Source organism: Listeria sp. MAN/IMW/UF464, assembly GCF_058683955.1.
On the sequence record NZ_JBZWZP010000003.1, the window covers coordinates 114524 to 136814 of the forward strand.

Consider the following 22291-nt stretch of genomic DNA (forward strand, 5'->3'; position numbering starts at 1 on the left):
TTATTGTGTCTTTAGTTCATTTTTTGCTTTTTTGATGATGTCTTCCATGTTAGCGCTTGAGTCATTAGGAACTTTACGCACATCGAATTTAACACCTTTTTCTTTTAATTTTTCAAAAGTGGCTACATCATCTTTCCCCATGGAAAGTACTTTGCTAACAACAACTTTACCTACAGAGTGAGCCATGGAACCAACGTTTACTTGTTCGATTTCTACGCCACCTTCAATTGCGCGTAGAACATCTTGAGGATTTTCGAATAATAAAAGTGCTTTTGTATTGCCGAAACGTGGATCTTTTGAAATCTCAATCATTTTTTGGACTGGGATAACGTTAGCTTTTACTCCTGGTGGTGCTGCTTGTTCGATTAATTTTTTACGAAGATCGTCTTTTGCAACTGCATCTGAAACGACGATGATTCTTGTTGGGTGTGTTGCTTTTGTCCAAGCAGTGGCTACTTGACCATGTAATAGACGTGAATCAACACGAGTTAAAACGAATTCGATTTTGCCATCACCAACTGCAGCGATTTCTGCTTGTGGTTGTTCAGTAGCTGTTACTTGCGGCTGAAGTTCTTCTGGTTTCACGCGGATACCTTCTTGAGCTGGCGCAAGGATATTTGCTGCGATTTCGTGTGCGCTTTCCATTGTGAAACGTGATGAGAAAGCTTCAATCAGCATTGGCAAATTAAGTCCTGCTACGATTGCCCACTTATCTTTATGTAATTCATAAAGACCGTTTGCTTGATTGAATGGTGTGCCTCCCCAAAGATCCACTAAGAATAAAACTTCATCTTGGCTATCAAAGGATGCAATTGCAGCTTCCATTTTAGCTTTGATGTCTTCTGGACCTTCGCTTGGCATCAAAGTGATTGCTTTAACGTTTTCTTGCTCGCCGAAAATCATTGTTCCGGACTGCAAAATACCTTCAGCAAATTCACCGTGAGTTGCGAGGATAATTCCTACCATCTTTTTCCCTCCTAATATAATTCATTTATTTTGCTACCCGCTTAATATATTGCAAGTTCTGTGCCAACTTATTAGTATTGCATCCAAAACCCTTATTTACCAATACTTTATCATTCTAAATTATAAAGATATTAAATAGTGTATCGCTCATTAATACAGAAAATAGATACTCAAATTTTAGTGTATCTAAAAAATGAACAAAGTATATTGAAAAAAGTTATTAATTTCATATTAACCCTACTAAAATACAAAAAAACTACTCAAAAATTGAATTTGAGTAGTTTTTTATAGTTTTATTAAGAGACACAATATGCTGGTGAATCCTGCATTAATATCCAAGGAGTCATTTTAACATTAATTTCACCCTTCTCAGCTAAATCATTTACTATCATAGAAGTTGTTGAGACGGAACATTTTGCGAACTTTGCTAGAACATAAATTTTAAGCCATCTTGGAAATACTGGATTGTGCACGGGATCTAGTTTGTATCGTTCAATTACTTTTCTCAAAACCATTCTGACCCGTTCCTCTGGATAAGCCGACATTAACTTTCTTTGCCATTCGATACTTACCTCAAAATCTTCAGCTATTTGTAAAAAGAAATTAGGTAACAATTGATGCTCATCCAATTTCTCAAACAATTCGTCTGTAGGGATAACGCTATAAACCGTATCTTCTAGAGCACCTAATGTAAGACTTCCACCTGTCGTAAAAATAATCCGTTGATCCGCGAATACTCGTTGAAAAGTAAGCTTCTTATCTTCTTCGCTTTTTTGTATTAGCAGGCCTTTTTCCATAATGATTAGTTGTTCATGCTGCATTTTAAGTTCCTTACCTGCCTCCAACTCCTGGTGAACAAAAGAAAAATTTTTCCTAATCCATGAATAAATCAGTGAATCTTGGCTGATTAGTTGATGAAATTCTAAAAAGGTCATTTTTCTACTTCCTTTCCTCCTAGATGTCTAAAACCCTTGGCTATCGGTTGAACCGTATTATCTGTATAACTAACTCTCTATAGAAAAACTTGTTTAAATGTCCGGAAAAGGTAGGCTAGTCTAAACCTGACATACCTACCTCCCCGAAACTATTCTTTCAATTATCCGTGACGTCTTCTTTGTCTAAACGTCCATAGGAACAGCGCAAATCCTACTAGGCAAGCGCCCATTACAACAACCCATAAATTCATTTGGTCCCCTGTTCTTGGTATTGCTTGTTGGTATGTTGCTGTTTTTTGTTTACCAGGTTTTACATCTGAATTGCTATTTTCTGATGGAGTTATTGTTACTTTTCCTTCTACTACTTCGATTGTAGCTGTAACAGAAAGCTCTTCTTTTCCAGCATCTACTGTTCCTTCATTAGGATCAATTGTATAAGTTACTTGGTATTTCCCAGCTTTTTTCGTATTAACTTTACCTTCAACTTTTACTTTAGACATTGGAATTTCGCTACCGTCTCTAGACATTGCGCGAACGAAATTATCTTTCGCATCCCAATTTGCATTTGTTTTCAGCTTACTATCATTAACAATGATTTTGGCATGATTTTGTAAAACTGTCACGCGAGAAACGCTTGTTACACCGTCATAACGATAAGTGATTTCATATGTGCCTGGTGTTTGGTTATCAACACGGCCAATTACAGTCACATCAGGTAGTTTGACGTCATCGCCTTTTTTATCTATCGCTGAATCGAAGTTGTCTTTGGCGTTCCAATTTGCTCCTGCATAAATCGTGCTATCGTGAGATTCTACTTTAGTTTGTCTTGGTTTCACAGTAATTTGTACTACTTTAGATATACCTTGATATTTATACGTTACTGAGTAGGTTCCTGGTGTATTTAAGTCCACTGTTGGATCTTCTTCCACCGTAATATCCCTATAAGCTACTGGTTTCCCAGCCTTATCAATTGCACTATCAAAGTTATCTTTAGCACTCCAATTGTCTCCTGTATAAACCACAGAATCATGTGCAGTTATTGCAGTTTGTGGATTTTTAACTGTTACTTTAATTGTTTTAGAAAAACCGTCGTATTTGTAAGTGATTGAATATGTTCCTGCTACGGTCATATCCACATTTCCTTCTACTTCTACATCTGCAAAAGCGACTGTTTCTCCGTCTTTATTTCGTGCACTGTCGAAGTTATCCTTCGCTTCCCATGTTTCTCCTACATAAACTGTGGAGTTGTGGGCATTAACAGCAGTTTGAATATTTTTAACTGTAAGAGTAACTGTTTTGGAAGCTCCATCAAAAGTATATTTCAATTGATAAGTTCCTGCTTTATTAGTATTAACATTAGGTGTTTCAGTTACTGTCACTTTTGAAAATTCTACTGGATTGCCATCTTTATCAACAGCATTATCAAAATTATCTTCTGCTGTCCAGCTATCTCCTACATAAATTGTAGCGTTATGGGCATTAATTCCTTTTTTATTTTCTTTAACTGTTACTGTAATAGTTTTTGATACACCACCATACGTATACGTGATTGGGTAAGTGCCAGCTTGTGCTGTATTAACTGTATTAGTAACTGTTACTTTTGATAAAGCTACTTCATTTCCATCTCTATCTGCAGCGCTATCGAAGTTATCTTTTGCACTCCAAGTATCGCCTGTATAGATTGTGGAATCATGCGCGTTAATTTCGGTCGCATCATCTTTTACCGTGATAGTTACTGTTTTAGTAGTATCATTGTATTTATAAGTGACCGGATATTCACCCGCTTTTGTTGTATCAACTGTTCCAGTAGCCTCGATGTCCGCAAAAGTAAGCGTTTCGCCTTCTTTATTTAGCGCACTATCAAAGTTATCAGCCGCACGCCAGTTATCTCCAACATAAATAGTAGAATCATGAGCATTTACTTCTGTTAGGTCTTTTTCTACTTTTACATCAATAACTGTTTCAACTTCTTTACCATTTTTTTCAAGAGTAAATGTTAGTGGATACGTACCACCGCGGTTAGAACCGTTTTTAAGAGCTTTTAATTGTTGTTCGTCTACTTTAACAACATCTGTGCGATCTTCAGCGTCTGAATTCACACCGTTTTTCACTTCTTCAAATGCTGCTGTTTTGGCTTTAGTTACTGCTTGTGCTTCACTAAGGACAACTGCATCTTTGTATTCTAATGTGAAGTTAGTTGCTCCAATTTTAAGTTCATCTTTTTGAGCAACTTTACCGTTTGCTGTTGTTACATAAAGAGGGGCAGTTGATTTTTTCTCTGTGCCAAAAATATCTTTAAGAGCAATTGTTAAATCTGTAACTCTAATTGTTTTCCCATTCGTAGAACCACCTACAATTGCGACAGAACCATCAGTTAGTGTTTTCGCTGTTGCTACGGAAGCATCAGCTGTAGTCCACTTATACCCATCTGTGTTAGCTTGGATTTTTTGGAAAATGTCTGGTTCAATTGTATCTTCTGCTGCTTCACCACTTGTAGGAGCTACTTTTGGTAAAGTGATTTTCAGGCTCTTACCTTCTTGAACTGTTTTTTCATTTAAGTTAACTTTTAAATCTGTTTCAGGAACGTAAGAAATGTACCCTGCATTAATGTGCTGAGCATCTGGTTGTGCTGGATCAATATCTTTAACCCAACCAATTTCAGTACCCATATTTGGTGCTGCACTATTTAAGTCTTTATCTCTACCAACATTTTGTAACGTATGCTTGTAACCTGCTTTTTCAGGGAATTTCACAGCATATTTTCCGTAACCAATTCCTAAATTATAATCAAACTTATATTTTCCATCGGCATCGGTTGTCGTTGTTACATTTTGTCCATCTTTGGTGAATGGTTCATAGGTGGATGTAGCTTCATCCCATTTGTATAATTCAACCGTTTCATTTGCTAGTGGTGTATCGCCCTGTGCGGTTTCATAAATACCACTCGCGTTTTTATCTTTGAATAACTTACCTGCTACTTCTACAATTACTAACTCTGCTCCTACTCGAGTTCCTGCGATAGAACCAGAATAAGTGTTAGTTTCAACTGTATAGTAAGGGTTGTATATATCACGTTCACCAATTTTGTTACCAGCTGTAGCAGATTCAAATGTTTCATCTACTTTCAGTGGTACTTTGATTGTTTGAGATTCGCCTGACTCAATTTTAGTTTTAACTTTGATACGAACCATGTTAGCTTTTCCGTAATCAGTGAGTGTATTTCTGTAAATGCTATCAGACGTATAATTATCTGCAGTGGCATCCGCAGTATAGGTTAAATCAAACTGAGATTTTTGCTGAGCTGTCATAGGAACTTCTCCGTTTAGCTTCATGTCCCATTTGAAAGGTTCACTTTGGAATTTTGTACCAAAGTCTTGTCCAGTTTTTGGAATTGGGATAAAAATATCTAAGCTACTTGCGCTACCGCTAGAAGTATTCGTAATTTTAACCATATAATCAGCGTCAGTTCCAGGTGTGAAATAGGAAACAGTACTGTCATCGCCTTCTACATAACCAGCTTTAATTCCTTCTCCGGCTACATTTAAGAAAGTCTCTACGGCAACTGTATCTTGTTTCGGAACACTTAGAGTACTTGTATTAGTTGAAAGTAAACGTTCCGCATCTCTACCATTTTGGTTTACGTCTAATCCATTATCTAGGAAGACGTTCGCTCCTAGTGCAGAAATTACGTTACTTCCGCCCCAAGCAAGTAATTCTTGAATATCAGTGTGAATGCTTTTACTTAATGTCATATCAAATGTGGTGTTATAGCTGATATTCAAATATTGTTTTTTGGATGGATAACCAACAAATTCCCCTACTGTTATATCTTTTGTTTTAATGACATAAACTTTATCGCCATTTTTAGCAGTTTTTGCTTCTACTGTGAAATCAACTTCTTTGCCATCTTGGTCTGTTAATTTAATGGAAGATGGTTTAACCGTAGTTCCTTCTAATTGGCGTAGATAAACTTCCGGATTATTAAGAACTGATCTTGTTCCATAAGGATAATCATGCATAACTAATGATGCTTTAGTTGTTACTGTTTCTCCTGCACGAGCAGTTTTAATTGGTGTGCCTTCACTATTATAGAATGAAGCTGTCCCATTTGCTGCCGTACTTATATTATTAGCAACTGTATATGTGGATGATCCTGAAACTTTTGTATTTTCTTCATCATCTGCGTTCCAAATATTCACGTCAAATTGAACAGATGTAATACCTGGTTTAACAATCCCGTATGAAGCAGAATTTGCTGCTTTAAATGGGGCAGCTGTGTCAATATTAGTGAAACCTACAGAGAAGTCTCCAACGTTAGCTTTTACTTCTGTAAAATACTCGCCTTCTTGAAGTCCAACTGCTGTTGCATCTAAAGTAAGCATTTTATTACCATTTGTTTTCGGAAGAGTACCATCGTAAGTTCGATATTCCGAATTTAAGTTCGTTTTATACTGTACGTCTTTTACTTTATTACCTGGGTAAGTTCCATCAAAAGGTATGTTGACAGTATAGGCTTCCCAGTTTTCATCAAATTTAATTTGGTAAATTTGGTTTGTTTTCACTCCGGCAGTTTGCCTATTATTGATTTGAATAAGTCCCGCCCAAGATTCGTTATCTGGATTTATATAGTAGTTTCTTGGTAGCATAACCATTTTATTTGCTGCTTTACCTACTACTTTACATGTGTCTTTTGCTGCTAGTGTTGTTGTATCACTTGCATCATTAGTTAATGCATCTGTTTCAAACACTTTATCATCATATGTCGTAATAACTGCATGTGGTACTTTAGGAGAAGTATAAGTCCCTTCATCTGTTCCTTCTGGTACCTTGTATTTTACTGCTAAAATAGTTTCAATAATACCGTAGTAATTTTCTTGTTTAAAGTCAATTTCTACTTTATTTTCGTTTGGATAATGCGTGATTGTTCTATTTTCGTTGTTTGTTAGTAAACTCTTGTTTTCATTAACTACGCCTACATACTCCATACCTTCTGGGTAATAAAGAGTAGTTTTAACGTTTTTAGGAACAAAGATTTTTGAACCACGTCCATCCATTTGGCTGATACCATTTACAACTGAATAAGGTTTAGTGTAGTTATAAGAATCTTCAGTGGCTGTACTTGGACTTACTTCTGGTAAAAATGAAGATGTATACCAGTTTCTAAACATTGTGTCTACCTGTTTTTGATTTGCATAGCCAACAACAGTTTTACCCTCGGCACGAATGCTTTGCTCTGCGGATGCTGCTGGAGTACTTCCTTCTCCCATATAAGCATCAACTTTAATTGGAGACTTCAAGTCAGTAGGACCATAGTATTTAGCTGCATCTACTTGTACAGAGAAGTTTAGAGTTAGTTTTTCAGTAGCTGGATCTAGTTCATAGCTCAAAGTACCATAAGTTGCTTTATTGTAGCCTGTTTCTTTATTTGGAACAGTTACTGAAGTAATCGAATCTCCAACTGGATTACCTGCGCCAAAATAACTTAAAATATTCGAGTCTACGCTACTAGGTGCTTGATAACTACTTGGAACTGGTAGAGAAACAAAACGCATTCCGTCTGGCAAAGTGAAATTAATCTTTTTACCAGAAGCATTGTTGTTGTTAAACTCAACTGTTACAGAAACGTCTTTAATGTCTCCATTCTCCCAATTTGTTTTGTTATAATCAGGAATTTTCATTGACACAGTAGGAGCGCTTGATTTAAGCAAGTTAGATCCTTTTTTAGGAGTATTTCCTTCCGTGACAGTCGGTTTCGGTGTATTTTGTACTTCTTCAGAAATATCATTTACTTCATAAGAAGCAGTATAAGTTTTTTCTGTTTTATCTTGGTCTTGATAGTTAATTACAAAATCCACAGTACCATTTTTCGTGGCTGTATATTCTGCTTCTTGACCTTCTACTTTTTTACCATCTGGTGTTTGTATCGTTAAGATTTTAACTTCCTCGTTTTTAGGGGTTGTTTTAATCTTCAATTTAGCTTTTTTCTTGTCGCTTGAAAGTTCATTTTGTATCTCATAAGAAACTGATTCGTTACCTTTTTCTTCCGCGAATACTCGGAAGGACGAAAGATTCAATTGCCCGATAATCAGTAAAGCTGCCATGACCAATAATAATGGACGCCTCAAGCTTTTAAGTTTCATCATATAAAGTTATCTCCTTTAAAATTTTTTAGACCATTTTTCTAGTAATACAAGTCCCGTTCTCTTTAATTAATCCCATTAAATCTCGTAAGTTTTCATTAGCAAGAAACGGTCTGTACACAGGATTTTTAGAGACTTTTATTAAACTATTTCAGTAAATTAGCGTAAATTCGTTGCCATACAATTAGTGCTCCACTGGCTACAAGTAAACTACATATAATTAAATAACTTCTTACGCCGAGTTGGATATGCCAAGGGGCTTCTGCTACCTGCACAAGTACTAAATACATTGACTTAAGTGCAAAGTATCCAGCGAAGTACAAAGCTGTAATTAAAACTAAGCCCAGTAGCTGCATAATTTCTTTTTTGAGTTTTTGTGGCGTACGCGTTTTTTTCCAATAAGAAAATGGATGAAACAGCCAGCTACTCCAAAACATTAATAATGTAAATTGGAACGGAATGGCGGTTATTTGTACTGCAGATAAACATACTAGAAGTGTCGCCGTAATAACGACAAGAAAGGCTGTCACCTCTGCATCAAATTGGTAGCGGTTATGCCACAATTGGTAACGTTGAATTTTTTCTAATGGAACTTCATCTTTTGATAGAAAATATCGAATACCAGTAAGAAGGAGCAAAACAATAAGAAAAAACGCGGACAGAAGAGCAATAATTTGTAGCAGTGTATCAAAAAATCCGCTTATCATGTGATCCTCCTGTTCTCCATTTGTTTTCGTTTGTTGAGCCTTTCAAAAATTCGTTCAGCTTGATTGGCATCTTTTGAAGCATACTGAGCCATGATATTCGCTTCATTTTGAACGAGATGTAAATAACCGAGGGCAACAAAGATAGGCTCTGTAGCTGCACTATCTAAAATGATGATTTCACTATAGTCGAAAAAACTTAAACAATCGATGTGTTCTTCTAATACAGTTTGCTGACCTTCTTTAGTGTTAATAACAAAGCCCTCAACATCACCTTCAAAAAATTGCCCCATCGGCGAGACGATTTTAAGTTTCATTTGCCTCTCCTCCTATTTCAAATCTTTGTAGGATCCGATAAACAAGAATTCCCGCTCAGAACGTTCATCATATTCACCATTCAAAATACGTTCAACGCTGCTCAACAAGTCTTCAATTTCCACAAATATTCCTTCTGTACCAGTGAATTTTTCAGAAACATAAAATGGTTGTGATAAGAAGTTACGAATTTTCCTTGCGCGATGAACGAGTTTTTTATCCTCATCACTCAACTCAGCCATACCAAGAACGTTGATAATTTCTTGCAACTCCATGTAACGTTGTAAAATAAATTTGACTTGAACTGCCAACTGATAATGACGTTCCCCAACAAAAGTTGGATTAAGTGCCCGTGAGAACGACTGAAGCGGGTTAACAGCTGGGAAAATACCTAATGCTGCTATCGAACGCTCAAGTACAATCGTTGAGTCTAAATGGCTAAATGTTGCAACAGCGGAAGGATCATCAATATCATCAGCTGGTAAAAATACACATTGAATGGACGTAATCGAACCATTCTTAGTCGACGCGATGCGGTCTTGGAAGTCACCAACTTCTTTTGAAAGGGTCGATTGGTATCCACCTGTAATTGGGATTTTACCTTGTAAGGAAGATACTTCAGAACCCGCTTGAATGAAACGAAAAACATTATCGATAAACAATAGAACATCTTTTTTCTCTTCATCACGCAAATATTCCGCTATCGTAAGGCCAGTAAGTGCTACACGCATACGTACGCCAGGCGATTCATTCATTTGCCCGAGTACAACTGTAGTTTGAGGTAAAACCCCACTTGATTCTAATTCATTATATAAACCAATACCTTCTCTGACGCGCTCACCTACTCCAGTGAAAACGGAATTTCCGCCCATCATACTGATATTGTTAATTAACTCTTGCATTAATACTGATTTTCCTACACCAGCACCACCGAAAAGTCCTGTTTTACCACCTTTTAAAATGGGGCAAATCAAGTCTATAACTTTAATGCCTGTATATAGGATTTCTTTATTTGTATCAAGTTCGCGAAGTAAAGGTTGTTCCCGAAAAATCGGCCATTTAACTTCTGCTTCTGGTTCTGGTAAGCCATCAATTGCCTTCCCATAAACATTTAACATACGACCTTGTACAGTTTCTCCAACAGGAACTTCAATAGGATGCCCTAGATTAATAACTTCTGCTCCTCGGGCTAGACCACTAACTTCACCAATCGCAATCGCTGAAACAGTGTTAATTCCTGTATGTTGAACAACTTCTGCTAAATAGGTGCCTTGATGTGTTTTATATTCAAGCGCATGGCTGATTTCAGGTAGTTCGCTCTCATTAAATTCGATTTTTAAAACAAAACCACTAATACTAATAATGGTTCCTATGTTTTTTTTCATTTATTCTTCTTCCTTCCTGATCGTCTGTGCGCCACTAATAATATCTAATAGCTCGCCTGTTTTTTGTTGCAATGCTTTTTTTCTAGCATCAAAAACGGCTTCTTCATGCTGTTTATGAATATTATCTTTTGCTTGTTTCATCGCAATCCGGCGCATACAGTACTCACTTGCAACCGAATAACGAAACATACTATAAAGCAGACCACATAGATAATTTTCTAGTAACAATTGCTCTACTTGTTCATCATCTGTCTCAATATCTAGCACATAATCAACTTCAATGGTTTCTGCTTCTGGTCCTTCAGGAATGTCTGGATATATTTTTTCGCACATTGCTTCTGAATGAACTGCATTGAAGTATTTCGTGAAGATAACGTATAAAGCATCCATTTCTTGTTTATTGATTTGGTCAATAAAATCTGCTGTTACTTCTGTAGTTGTTTCCAAATCAATATTTTCAAGTGAGAACTGCAAGTATTCACTAATATTCTGACCTAGTTTCGTTAAATAGCGATGACCTTGTTCGCCCACTACGATCCAATTGATTGTAACTTGATTTCCAAGTGTTTCAATCAGCCGGTCTATTTCAGCAAATACTTCACTGTTGTAGGCTCCGCATAGTCCTCGTTCAGATGTAATTGCAAGGGCAGTGACGTTCTTCTCTTCGGTTGTTTGTAAATTATTACCGTTGTACATTGTTTTTCTAACCCAACGCAAACTTTTCAAGATAGTTTCGTAATAACTAACTGCTGCTTCGGCTTTTGTCCGTAGTCCAGAAAGTTTACCAAGGGTTGCTAATTCCGTTACGTGGACAATTTTATAAGTTGAGTTCAATGCTTTAATCTTTTTTCGCGCTTGATCTATGCTACTCAACTGAAAGGCCTCCCCGCTTCCTGAATAATCTCTTCTAACATTTTGACGTGTGATTCATTCAGTTCACTAATTTCCTCTATTTGGTTCGAGAATTCTTCAAACTTCTGATGCGCATGAGCTTTTTCTAATAACAAGCCTTTGAACGATTGAACATTAGCAGGCGCCATTTTTGTTAAAAAGCCATTTTGGAAAGCATATAAAATGGTGATTAATTCAGTCACAGATAGTGGGCTCAAAATGTTTTGTTTAAATAACTCTGTTAGCATACGGCCATCTGTTACCATTTTCATACTTCCATCATCAAGTGCATTACCAAAATCAAGTAATTCTTTTAATTCCTCGTACTGAGAAAGGATAAGCGTTAAATTCTTACTAAGTTTACGAATAATTGGATGTTGCGCGTCTCCACCGATTCTGGAAACTGATACCCCGACATCCACTGCAGGTTTTTGACCACGGTTGAACAAATCGGATTTTAAGAATAACTGACCATCTGTGATAGAAATAACGTTTGTTGGAATATACGCTGTTACGTCATCCGATAGTGTTTCAATCATTGGAATAGCTGTGATTGAGCCGCCGCCATGATCCTGATTCATTTGTACCGCTCGTTCTAAGAGACTCGAGTGAATATAAAAACTATCTCCAGGATATGCTTCTCTTCCTGGTGGACGATTAAAGAGCAACGTAATCGCTCGATAAGCATCCGCATGTTTAGTTAAATCATCAAAAATAATTAAAACGTCTTTTCCTTGATCACGTAGCGCTTCTGCAACGGCCATTCCAGCATAAGGAGTTAAATACTGTGCAGTAAGAGAATCACTTGCTGCTGTCGCTACTACTGTGGAATAATCCATTGCGCCATGCTTACGAAGGGTTTCAATAACCTCTGCAATATAGGCTGCTTTTAACCCAATTGCTACGTAAATACAGTGCACATTTTGATTGTGTTGATTAATTATTGTATCTACAGCAATCTGCGTTTTTCCTGATTGGCGATTTCCAAGGATTAACTGACGCTGACCTCGACCAATCGGTGTTATCGAATCAATAACCGCAAGTCCTGTATTGAGCGGACGCGTTACACTATCAATAGTCATAATCGCTGGCGTTACACAGAATAGCGGGCTGCTAGCAGTTGGCTGTTCATCGCTTACGTCGTATAGCATTTTCCCTGTAGTATCAATAATACGGCCAGCCATATCTTCAAAAAGATTTACTTCTATAAAATGATCTGTAACAGAAACACTCATTCCTTCTAAAATGTCATTTGTTTTATCAATTAAGCCGATACCAACAAATTCTTCATTTAGTTCTAGGATTACGCCGCGATGTCTGCCATCGATTGTAACGGCTTGGTGGAGTGCCGCATTTTCTAATCCTGAAGAAAAAATTACGCCATCAGAGATTTTCTCAACCCTGCCATTTTCTTTTAAATATTCCAAGTCCACATGGGCTTCGTATTTGTTTATATCAAAATGAATATTTTTCAAAGTCTCACTTCCGCTTCCATTTTTTCTGTTGTGCGTTTGATTAGTTCCTGATAGCTCATATCAATCGACTTTGTTCCATAATTGATAATAACTCCACCAATTAATTCTTTTTGTACTTGATATTCGATTTTATAGTTTGTATGGGTTGGCTGCCACAGCTTATCAAAATGATTTGCTGCATCTTCACTAGCCACATCTACACGAATAAGCCCTGTATAAAAGTGAATGTTATAAACCTCTAAATAATTTCTGTAAAGTCCACGAGTTTGACGATAAGAGAAATGTGTCAACATATAGAATAGGAACTCAACAAATTCATGATTTAATTCATCTAATGTGCCGTCTTCACGCATAACTTTAAGCTTTTGTTCCGGCGACAAGTAACTACTTTGATAAATTTGTTTAACAGAAAGCTTACTTGCACGCTCATGGAACATTTCGAACGACTTTGTAAATGCATGTAGCTCTTCTGAAGTATGCAATTCGAACAAACGTAAAAGTACTTTATATGGAAGTGCCAGACGGATTTTTTCGGTCCGTACTAGTGCATCAAATTCACGAATTGCTTCTGTAAATAATTGCGCTTCCTCTTCTTCTGATTCAACAAATACTTTTTGCATGATTTCAGTAACACAGCTACTTAGTGATTTATATGGTGCATGTGGAGTTGTCTCAATACTAGGAACTTCAACAATTTGTTTAGGTTTTTCGTTTTGCCACATTTGTAATTCTTGTTCGTATTGTCTATTTCGAGCAACTAACTGATCGATTTCTTCAAGAAAAATAGTCTCTTTTTGTTCAGCTTCAATAGCTAATTGCCTATTTTTCTGCTCTTCTTTGTTTGTAGCGACCTTTTGTCTTTTTAGTCGACGTAATAAACTTTCTTTTTCAAGTGACTTATCTTGGCTAACTTCGTAAAAAAAGCTAGTTAAAATATTTTCCAGTTTTTGCAAGGTAAAATATAGTAAATATAAGAAACCCACTCCAAAAATACTGTAAAGGACTATTGTTTGAATCAATTTTTCCATGCTCTCACCTATCATATGAACGGGTTAACCCAAAGCAAGATGACTGCAATTGCCAGTGCAAAAAGCATTAATGCAACTATCATCAGGAGTCCCAAAAAGAGACCTCCCATAACTTCTTTTTTTGCATTCGGGTTTTTTCCGATAATTTCTGTTGCTCTACTAACCGCGATTCCCTGTCCAATTGCAGCTCCTAAAGTCGCAAGCCCAATTGCCAGTGCGGCGCCAATTACGCTACATGCAACTACTAAATCCATTATTATTTTCCTACTTTCTGTTTGAGATTGGGGCACGAAGAAGATGTGCCCCTCTACTATTCTTGATATACGTACAGTTGCAGTGCGCCATTAGTGTCATAAACTGCAACACGGTAATCAAAATTTTCTTTCGCAATTTTCGAGATTGTCTCCATGTGATTGACTAGACCAGATTCGTCAGCTTGCAGTTCTTTGCTACTGAATGCAGTCCAACTATTCTCTGTTCCAGCTGCACGTCTTTCTATGGCAATCCGATAAGTCTCGCCTGCTTTGCGCTGCATGGTAAATTTCATGTCATAAGTGGCGTTTTGCGGGGCCAGAACTTCTTCTATTGGAGTTGTTAAGCCGCCATTTTGTGCCTTTTCTTGTTCCGTTTCTTCTGTTTGTTTTACACTATTATCTTCTGTTTGGAACGGTGTTAGAGAAATAGTGAATTTCGCATCTTTGTCATATTCAATGTCTTGTTTAATTGGATATTCGAAAGTTTTTGTTTCATTTGTGTTGTTTTTGGTTGTTTTAAGGACTAATTTAGCCTCTAAATCAACTTTTTCTTCATCAGTAATTGGTACTAAGCGAATATTTCCTTTTTCTTGATTAACGATTTTGTAATCTACTTTGGATTGATCTTTTTCATCCTTTAATTCAACAGTAGCTTGATTTATCGTGTAATCTGTGGAATTCCAGTCATACTCAACTTGAACAACTTTATTTACTGATAAATTAGCTCGTAAACTTCTTAATACAGTTGCCTGCATTGTGTAGTATTTTTCTGAGCTATTTAATTCAATTGTTTCGCCATTTTTCATTTCAATGATGGCTTGGAATTGGTATGCGGTACTTGGAGATAGGTCTGTTACATTTAGAAGTTCTCCGTTACCGTTAATGAAGTTTGTACCAACATTCATATAGAAAGAATCACCATTTGCTTGTTTAACTTTGATACGAGCGCGTTTAACATCTTCTATTTGTGCATCTAGAGAAATGTTTACTTTCATTGACGTACTCGTAACACTTTGCATTTGGTAAACTGCTGAAACTGATTGGGTTGTAAAAGATTCGCTCTTCATTTTAACTTCTTGAATGCCTTTATCTGTTCCTAAATCGTACTGATAAGTGAATTCAAGATGATACTTCCCATTTGGAGAAAGACCTGTTAGTGTTGCTTCTGTATCAACAGCTGATACATAGCGAGTGTTAACTGTTTTACCAGTTTTTTCGTCTACAACACTAATTTTAGTTACTCCAATCAAGGTATTATTTGGATCCGAGTAACTATAGTTAACTTTCGCACTAGTTACGCCAGGCGCAATATATCCAATTCTGAGTACTGGAATATTTCGCTCCAATTTCTTGTTCAATTCCTCGATTTTTTTAAGGACTGCTTCGTAATTATCAATTTCCTCTAAATCTTTTTGAGCTTTTCCAGGTGAACCACCCGTATTACCTTTAGAGGCTGTTTCTGATGAACCACTGCCAGCCTTTAAATCATTTCCGTATTTCTTCGTTGCATTTAGACCACCATTTGATGATCCATTTTGGTTACTTGCTTTACTGGTTGATTCTTTGTCATTAGCCGCTGTTTTATCGCTTGCTTCGGTTTTATCTTCAGCAGCTTTTTTATTTTCGGCTTCTTTTTCGTCTTTTTTAACAACGATTTTCTTATTGTCTGTTCCACCAAAACTAGCAAGGTCAATCTTGCGTTCGCCAATTGTATAAGTTTCATTACTAGCATCTAAAACCGTTTCATCGTTAACTTTTAATGTCATATGGCCTAAATAACGGCTTTTCTTTTTATTTTCATAAATAGTGACACTACCAGTTTTATCTATTAGTAGAAGCGGTTTAGAAACTTTCTTAATTTCTTTTCCACCAAGGTACAGTGTTGCATCTGCATTCAAGAAATATTGACGATTAGCTAGTTTAACAACACTTTTTTCAGCGATTTCGGAGTTTTTATATAGATAGGAAGCGGCTTTTTGTTCATACACTTGTCTTCCTTTTAACTTGGTACTCACGCCGTTTATATCAATGACTGGGACACTTTTAGTAAACATTAATGCATCCTTGTCTAAATAAAGAATCGTGCTTTGCATAATTTGGTTACGCGTATCGTCTTCATCATTTTTAGCGATTAGCTGGTCATCATTCCAGCTTCGGTAAAGTGTGTGGCCTTTTTGAAATTGCAATGTTTCTTGTTCATTATTTAGAACCACACCATTACTAGGGAGGGAGACAAGATCGTATCTTGCCTCCTTAAAGGACCCCCATAAGATTACAGAAATAATGATTAACGGAACAGCTGCAACGATTAGACCTATTTTCCATGTAGGTTTCATTTACTTGCCTCCAGTTCGATAATCCCAAAAGTTTTTCCTGATTCTTTTTCTTTAACAGTAACTTTCGAATCATGATAATTTGCATCGATTTCGACCCCGGCATCTAGATCTTCTTTTTTAATCATTTTTGTTTCTTTGAAGTCTTTTCCGAACCATGACTGCACTTTTTCCATAGTAGTAAGTTCTTTTGGTTCAATAGTGACAGTAAGTTCTGTTTTTGCATCACCGGTATCTTCGGTCATCAATGTAAAGCTATCTTTAGTAATATTAGCTTTAAGGTTATTTTCATCGTTATTTCCTTGGTAAAGAGCAACTGGCTTATCTTTCTCATCAGTAACAGTTATTGCATAATTGCTAGTTGGTTTAATCGATAAATCAACTGTTTTTGCAATATCTTTCGCTGCAACTTTTTCTGTATCTAGTACTTTGCCAGCTTCATCTTTTAGTTCAAACGTGTAAGTTTGTTTGTCATCTTTGTCCATTTCCTTCGCATCTAATGCCACGCTTACTTTTTCGTCAGTAGTTTGTACTTTTCTAAACGATTTTAAGTTCGCCGCAACATCTTCTTGCAAGGTAATAAAGTTGGACATTTTTTCATAAGTTTTAACTTCATTTAATTGTGTGCGGTAAGTGATGACCATCTTACCTAAGAAACTTTGATTTTGCTTTTTACCTGCGACACTGAAGTTTGCAGAAACTGTTCCAGGGTAAGAACTTGGTAAAGTAACTGTTTTTCTTTCAACTAAACTTGTTCGCTCGTTGTTACCACCATAATCAAGTAACTCGTAGAACTCCATTTGGATTTTTTCAATGGTTGTTGATCCCGGACTCACTTCTTTTGCTTGTAACTTGATTTGTTTAGTTGCTGCATCAAGTTGAATAGTAAGTGAGTTCGAGGTTACATATTCAGCATCAGTCGTAAAGTTTAAACTATTACTCCATGACTGACTTCCATCTCCACCCAAGTTATCGTATTTTGTACTGATTGTTAATGTATAACCTGTTGCGGGTTCTAAGTTCTCGAAGGTGTTTAGCCAACTTGCTGTATTTCCACCTGTGAAGGCACCTTTTTTAACTGTTTTACCAGTCGTTGTTTCTTTTAATACATATTGGAACTGTTTATTTGTTCCACCAATAAAGTAACTGTCAGGATCGTTATAAGAGAATTTCAATGTTGCTTCTCTCGTAGAAACGTTTTCTAACTTGATTGGTGCCGAAACTGCTCTTGGCGGATTAATATAAATTGCTTGTGCATTACTTAAGAAAATTGGTGCCTTAGCTAGGCTTGTTTTCATAAAGGCTGCAATTACATAAGTTTTTCCGGCAGAATAGTTCTGAGCACCAAGGCTGTTATACAGATCAAATTCTGGTGTTTTCGATAAACTTTCAAAAGTTGCAGCTGGCGTCTTAGTACCTAATTCTTGTTCCAGCGCTACTAAATCAGATAACTCAGCATTTATTGTTGAAGCATCATATAAACGATACTCAATATTAGTTAAAACGCTACTTTCATCGATAAAATTGTTATTTCCTTTGATTGTTCTGGCTCCATAAGCTGGACTCCATGAGTAGCTTGTTGATTCCATGCTTGGTAGACTTTTCTCTGTGGTTATTGTTTCAGAATAGTAAACTTTATTCTGTGGACCTTCACCATCTAACAAATCATATTTACCTTCTACTTTGATGACATATTTTTTGTCAGGAGAGAGGTCTGTAACGAAAATGTCTCGAGTTGGTAAGCCGTCAATCCGAACAGATTTGACAAGTGTTTCTCCATCTTCTTTGTACGCATTAACAAATAACTCATTTTCGTTATCTTTTTTAACTGTTGTATTATCTTTATCTTCACCAACAACATCTAACTTAACGCGTCTGTCATAAATACTAACCTCTTCAGCAGTAATATTTGGTTCTACTAAAGCTTTAGTAGTAATTGCTTGCGAGACTTGTGAAACGCCTTCTTGTGCTGAATAAAGATCAATTTTTGAGCCCGCTGCTTCCGTAGAAACAAGCCCTGACGAGAAGTCAACATAACGACCATTTAGTTCTGCTACATAGCTTCCGTCTTCTTGACGTCTAAAGCTAAATGGATCGGCTGTTTCACTGTTGCTTATCATAACCCCACCGCGATATGCGATGTACTTGTTTGTCCAGATGTTTTTGAATTTAACACCAGCGATATTACCTTCTGAGTCAGTTGGACCTTTCGTTACTCGGTAGACATCTGCACGATTTAGGTTTCTCGTTGTAGATAAGCCACCGTTAGACGAGGTTACAAATGCCGAGCTATTATCAATAGAAACATAATAGTTTTCAAATAACTTCTCATTGTTCATTCGGTTTTCTGAGTAGTTCATTTTCATATCGAGTGTTAACTCATGCGATTTGTTAAACCACACATTCCCGAATGGCAAGCTAAGGTTTTGTGGATCAAATTGCTCGTCACCAATTTTAGCCTCTGTATAATCTGGGCTTGTACTTTTTGCTTCTTGAAGACTGTAGGTTGTTTTCATTACATTACTTTTTGCCACATCATCAGGTTCAGGTGTTATTTTTAGAGACCGACCAGTTTCATCTAATGCGATTTGCGCACTAGCTTTTGGTGCAGTAGTATTCATCGCTACCAAAGTTTTTGTCATAAAGTCAGTTGTTACTGCTGGTTCGCCCGCTGTAATAACATAGTCTCCAGTTGTTTTAATAGTTGTCGCGCCTTCACTTGAAAGCGGCAATGTTACTGTATTTTTACCATTTTTAAGTTGTTCAGAACCACCAGTTGAGCTAGTAATTTCAAGTTTCCCAGGTACAATAGCGCCCTCAATGTCTCTTACATAAACATTTAGTTTTACTTCTGTCGCTGTTCTTCTTAAAATTTCGTATTCAACAGTTGGTTTTTCTTTTTTGATTTGAATTGTTTCGGAACTGATTTCAATACGATGATCTTCATAATTATCGTTCCAAATTACTTCTGCTTTAATTACGTAATCAAAACCACGACCTAAAGCATTATTTGTTAGATCAAAGTAAGAGTGTCTTTCAAACTCAGCCGCTGTTGAAACTTCTTGTTCAACAAGTGGCGTATTTAAGTCATCTACTTTATAGATACGATAAGTGATGGAACTAACTGCATTATAATCATCAATCAGTGGTTTTTCTGTAGCTTCAATACCTGCTAGTCCGCCTACTTTCAATTTATTCGGTTGATAATCAAGTAGCACTTTATCAGTTATTGGTGATGCCTTTTTCGTTTTGAAAACAAGTTGACCTTCAACTGGGACTTGGTTCATTCCGCTGTCTAAACCATCTTCTACTTTTACTAGATATTCTTTATTAATAGCTAGTTCTTCAAAAAGATAGGTTACACCATCTTCAGTCATTAACTTGTTAAAATCATCATTTAGAGGAACTGTTTTTACTAATGTGTTATTTTTCTTATCATAGATTTTTAAGTTCGCGGAGTTTAGTTTCTTCGCGGCTTCAGATAATTTGATATTAACTTCAGCTTGGTTAGTCGTTACGGATTCCAACGTGAAAGTAGCATTAACTTTCGCGATTTCTTTCGTTTGGAACACTCCGGATTGACCAATAAGCTGATCTACCATAATTCCTGCGCCATCATCTAAGTTATAAGAAGCTGTCATAACAACAACGTAATAAGTTTCACTTTCTAAACCGCCGAATTCAAGTAAGTTTGTAATCTCGTTTTTATTTCTAAGATCTACAGTAGCAACTGGACTTCCATCGTACATTCCTTGTGCATCAGATTTATAAAGTTTTAAGGTTGGATGCGTCAAATTATCGTAAAGTAATGTATTATCTGCATCAAAAACTTCATAATTGATTGTTAGTTTGTCCTGCTCTGCTTCTTTCAAAGAAAATTCTACAGTTGGTTTACTTTTCAATCCGACCACTACGGCATTAGAAACTGGTGTAGCAAGCGTAAAGTCAGATTGATTATTATTACCAGAAATGTACGCTACAAAAACGTAATTCCCATCACTCATATCAACCGTACGTCCAACTTTTACCGCCGTTTTCTTTTGACTTGCATTGACAACAGAATAAGCATATTCTTTTGCATTCTGGCCGTTTGCTTTGTAATCCTCTTCTAAATAAGCTACATAGCGTATATTAGTAATAGAATTATCTGTATCGATTAGATTGATTGGTACGGCAGTGAATTCACCTTTTTCAGTACTATATGAAAGGTCTATTCCTGCCATTGATGGTTTTGCTTTTAGTGTAGATGCAATGAAATACCAATTATCATCAGTTACTTCTTTACCATCAACTACTAATTTCTCCATCTCAATAATGTATTCTTTACTACTATTTAACGAATCAAATTTAACGTCTACTTTGCCGTTTTGCGTTAGCTTATTAGCATCAACTTTCACCGTTTTCGAAGTAGCTACATTACTGTTGTTTTCTTTAACTCTTAAGACTAATTCATCTATTTTGCCGTATAGCTCTGTTGCAGTTAGCTCAGCTGTTAAATAATTTTCGCCGCGTTCGATAACTTTTGGCGTTAATACAACTGGTTTAGCTTCTACTGTTTGGCGGAAGAAAATCGTCTCTTGTATTTTGTCGCTGGCGGATTTATATTTCCCTTGCACAACGACTTGGTAGCTTTCGCCGTATTTCAAACTATTAAAATCAAAAGTTTGATTTGCTTTTGAAGAGCTTAATGCTACTTTCTTCACAACTTTATTTTCACTGTCGTAAAGAATTGCTTCCAAAGATTGCAGTCGTTCGGAAGAGTCTGTTAGCTTTAATTTTGCTGAAGCTTTTTGTCCTTCAACTGCTAATTCAACATCGACAATTGGTACTTGGAATGTCTTTAGTCCTTCAGCCTCGTTTAGCTTTTTGATAATTTCATTCGCTTTATCGACATCTGTAGTATTTTGGTTGTCTTTTGTGGTTCCACCTTCATTTGCGTTACCCTTAGTAGTTGTTCCAGTGTCCCCGCCATTAGCAGATCCGTTTGCTCCCTCTGCCTTATTTGTATTATCATTTGTAGCTTGATTTGTATTTGTATTTGTTTCTGATTGTTCGTTGTTTTTTTCTTCTTGTTTTTTCGTTTCATCTTTTGTTGTTTTATCTGTTGTTTCTTTTGTCGCTTTTAGATTACGGTTTTCAGCTTTGTCATCTATTTCGACTTTAATCGACCGAATATCAATATCTTCTTCATTATCCGTTTGACTAACTAATATTTCTTTACTTAAATCAAATTGATAACGATTATTTTCCATCTCAATATAGGCATCATCGCCAGCTAACTCTTCTAAAGTTTTTTCTCCCATTAATAAAACTTTCTTATTCTCGTCAATGGAAACTATTGTGTTTTTGGGTAATTTTTTGTTAAGTCCTTTTTTGTTCTTCAAATAGGCATTATCTAAAATAATGTAACGTCCTTCAGCAAGCTTAACTACTGTGCCTTTTGGAAGTTGTGCAATCGCTTTGTCTTTTGTGTCTGTTGCTTTATACGTTCCTTTGCTTTCAGTGACAGATGTTTTTGACGGCATCTCAATTAGGTCTGATGCACTTTTAACAGCTACACTTTTACCTAAAAATTGAATTCGTCCATCTTTTAAAAATAATGTTCTCGCCAAATTGATTGGCTTTACTTCTTTTCCATCCGAAATAGTTTTTTCGTTATTAAGCCAAGCATCGTTGTACTTTGCATCCGGTGAAAAAGTAACTAGTTTTCCTTTAGGGCTGTAGGTAAACCCTTCCGTTTCAATAGCATAAGCATCATTTCGCGTTAGGAAAAATGCTGAAACAATTGCGCTTATAGCAAGTACTGAAACAATAATTACGACTAAAATATTTTTCTTCAAGTCCTACTTCCACCTCGTTTGTGTG

The 22291-nt window shown here is 36.4% G+C and carries 12 protein-coding genes; all 12 read right to left on the bottom strand.

Translation table 11 applies throughout. From position 1 onward, the window contains the following. Window positions 1–966: a mannose/fructose/sorbose PTS transporter subunit IIA gene (locus tag AC4PG0_RS10440; RefSeq protein WP_003772614.1), complete on the bottom strand. Its 966-nt coding sequence runs from the start codon at window positions 964–966 to the stop codon at window positions 1–3. 296 nt (window positions 967–1262) lie between these two features. Continuing rightward, on the bottom strand, window positions 1263–1901 hold the full coding sequence (locus AC4PG0_RS10445) for a mpt operon Crp-Fnr family transcription regulator (RefSeq protein WP_003772617.1): 639 nt from the start codon (window positions 1899–1901) through the stop codon (window positions 1263–1265). 161 nt (window positions 1902–2062) lie between these two features. After that, a complete protein-coding gene (gene lcp, locus AC4PG0_RS10450) occupies window positions 2063–8044 on the bottom strand; it encodes a putative cellulose-binding protein LCP (protein ID WP_492167534.1) in 5982 nt (1993 codons plus the stop codon). 143 nt (window positions 8045–8187) lie between these two features. Next, on the bottom strand, window positions 8188–8748 hold the full coding sequence (locus AC4PG0_RS10455; protein ID WP_003772620.1) for a hypothetical protein: 561 nt from the start codon (window positions 8746–8748) through the stop codon (window positions 8188–8190). Then, on the bottom strand, window positions 8745–9062 hold the full coding sequence (locus tag AC4PG0_RS10460) for a F0F1 ATP synthase subunit epsilon (protein ID WP_003759763.1): 318 nt from the start codon (window positions 9060–9062) through the stop codon (window positions 8745–8747). The genes AC4PG0_RS10455 and AC4PG0_RS10460 overlap by 4 nt, the downstream gene beginning before the upstream one ends. 12 nt (window positions 9063–9074) lie before the next feature. Next, complete coding sequence (gene atpD, locus AC4PG0_RS10465) at window positions 9075–10445, bottom strand: F0F1 ATP synthase subunit beta (RefSeq protein ID WP_003772623.1); 1371 nt, start codon at window positions 10443–10445, stop codon at window positions 9075–9077. Beyond that, window positions 10446–11318 carry a F0F1 ATP synthase subunit gamma gene (locus AC4PG0_RS10470; RefSeq protein ID WP_003772625.1) on the bottom strand — a complete coding sequence of 291 codons (873 nt, stop codon included), beginning with the start codon at window positions 11316–11318 and terminating at the stop codon, window positions 10446–10448. It abuts the gene before it with no gap. Continuing rightward, window positions 11315–12811: a F0F1 ATP synthase subunit alpha gene (locus tag AC4PG0_RS10475; protein ID WP_003772628.1), complete on the bottom strand. Its 1497-nt coding sequence runs from the start codon at window positions 12809–12811 to the stop codon at window positions 11315–11317. Before AC4PG0_RS10475 ends, AC4PG0_RS10470 begins: the two co-directional genes overlap by 4 nt. Beyond that, entirely contained in the window at window positions 12808–13839 is a 1032-nt protein-coding gene (locus AC4PG0_RS10480; RefSeq protein WP_010990233.1) for a F0F1 ATP synthase subunit delta, read from the bottom strand. The genes AC4PG0_RS10475 and AC4PG0_RS10480 overlap by 4 nt, the downstream gene beginning before the upstream one ends. 11 nt (window positions 13840–13850) lie before the next feature. Further along, on the bottom strand, window positions 13851–14093 hold the full coding sequence (locus AC4PG0_RS10485; protein WP_003721714.1) for an ATP synthase subunit c family protein: 243 nt from the start codon (window positions 14091–14093) through the stop codon (window positions 13851–13853). Between the two features lie 56 nt (window positions 14094–14149). Beyond that, window positions 14150–16429, bottom strand: a complete 2280-nt coding sequence (locus tag AC4PG0_RS10490) for a cell envelope integrity TolA family protein (protein WP_280376963.1) — start codon at window positions 16427–16429, stop codon at window positions 14150–14152. Beyond that, a complete protein-coding gene (locus tag AC4PG0_RS10495; protein WP_492167535.1) occupies window positions 16426–22266 on the bottom strand; it encodes an ATP phosphoribosyltransferase regulatory subunit in 5841 nt (1946 codons plus the stop codon). Before AC4PG0_RS10495 ends, AC4PG0_RS10490 begins: the two co-directional genes overlap by 4 nt. Window positions 22267–22291: the final 25 nt, after the last annotated feature.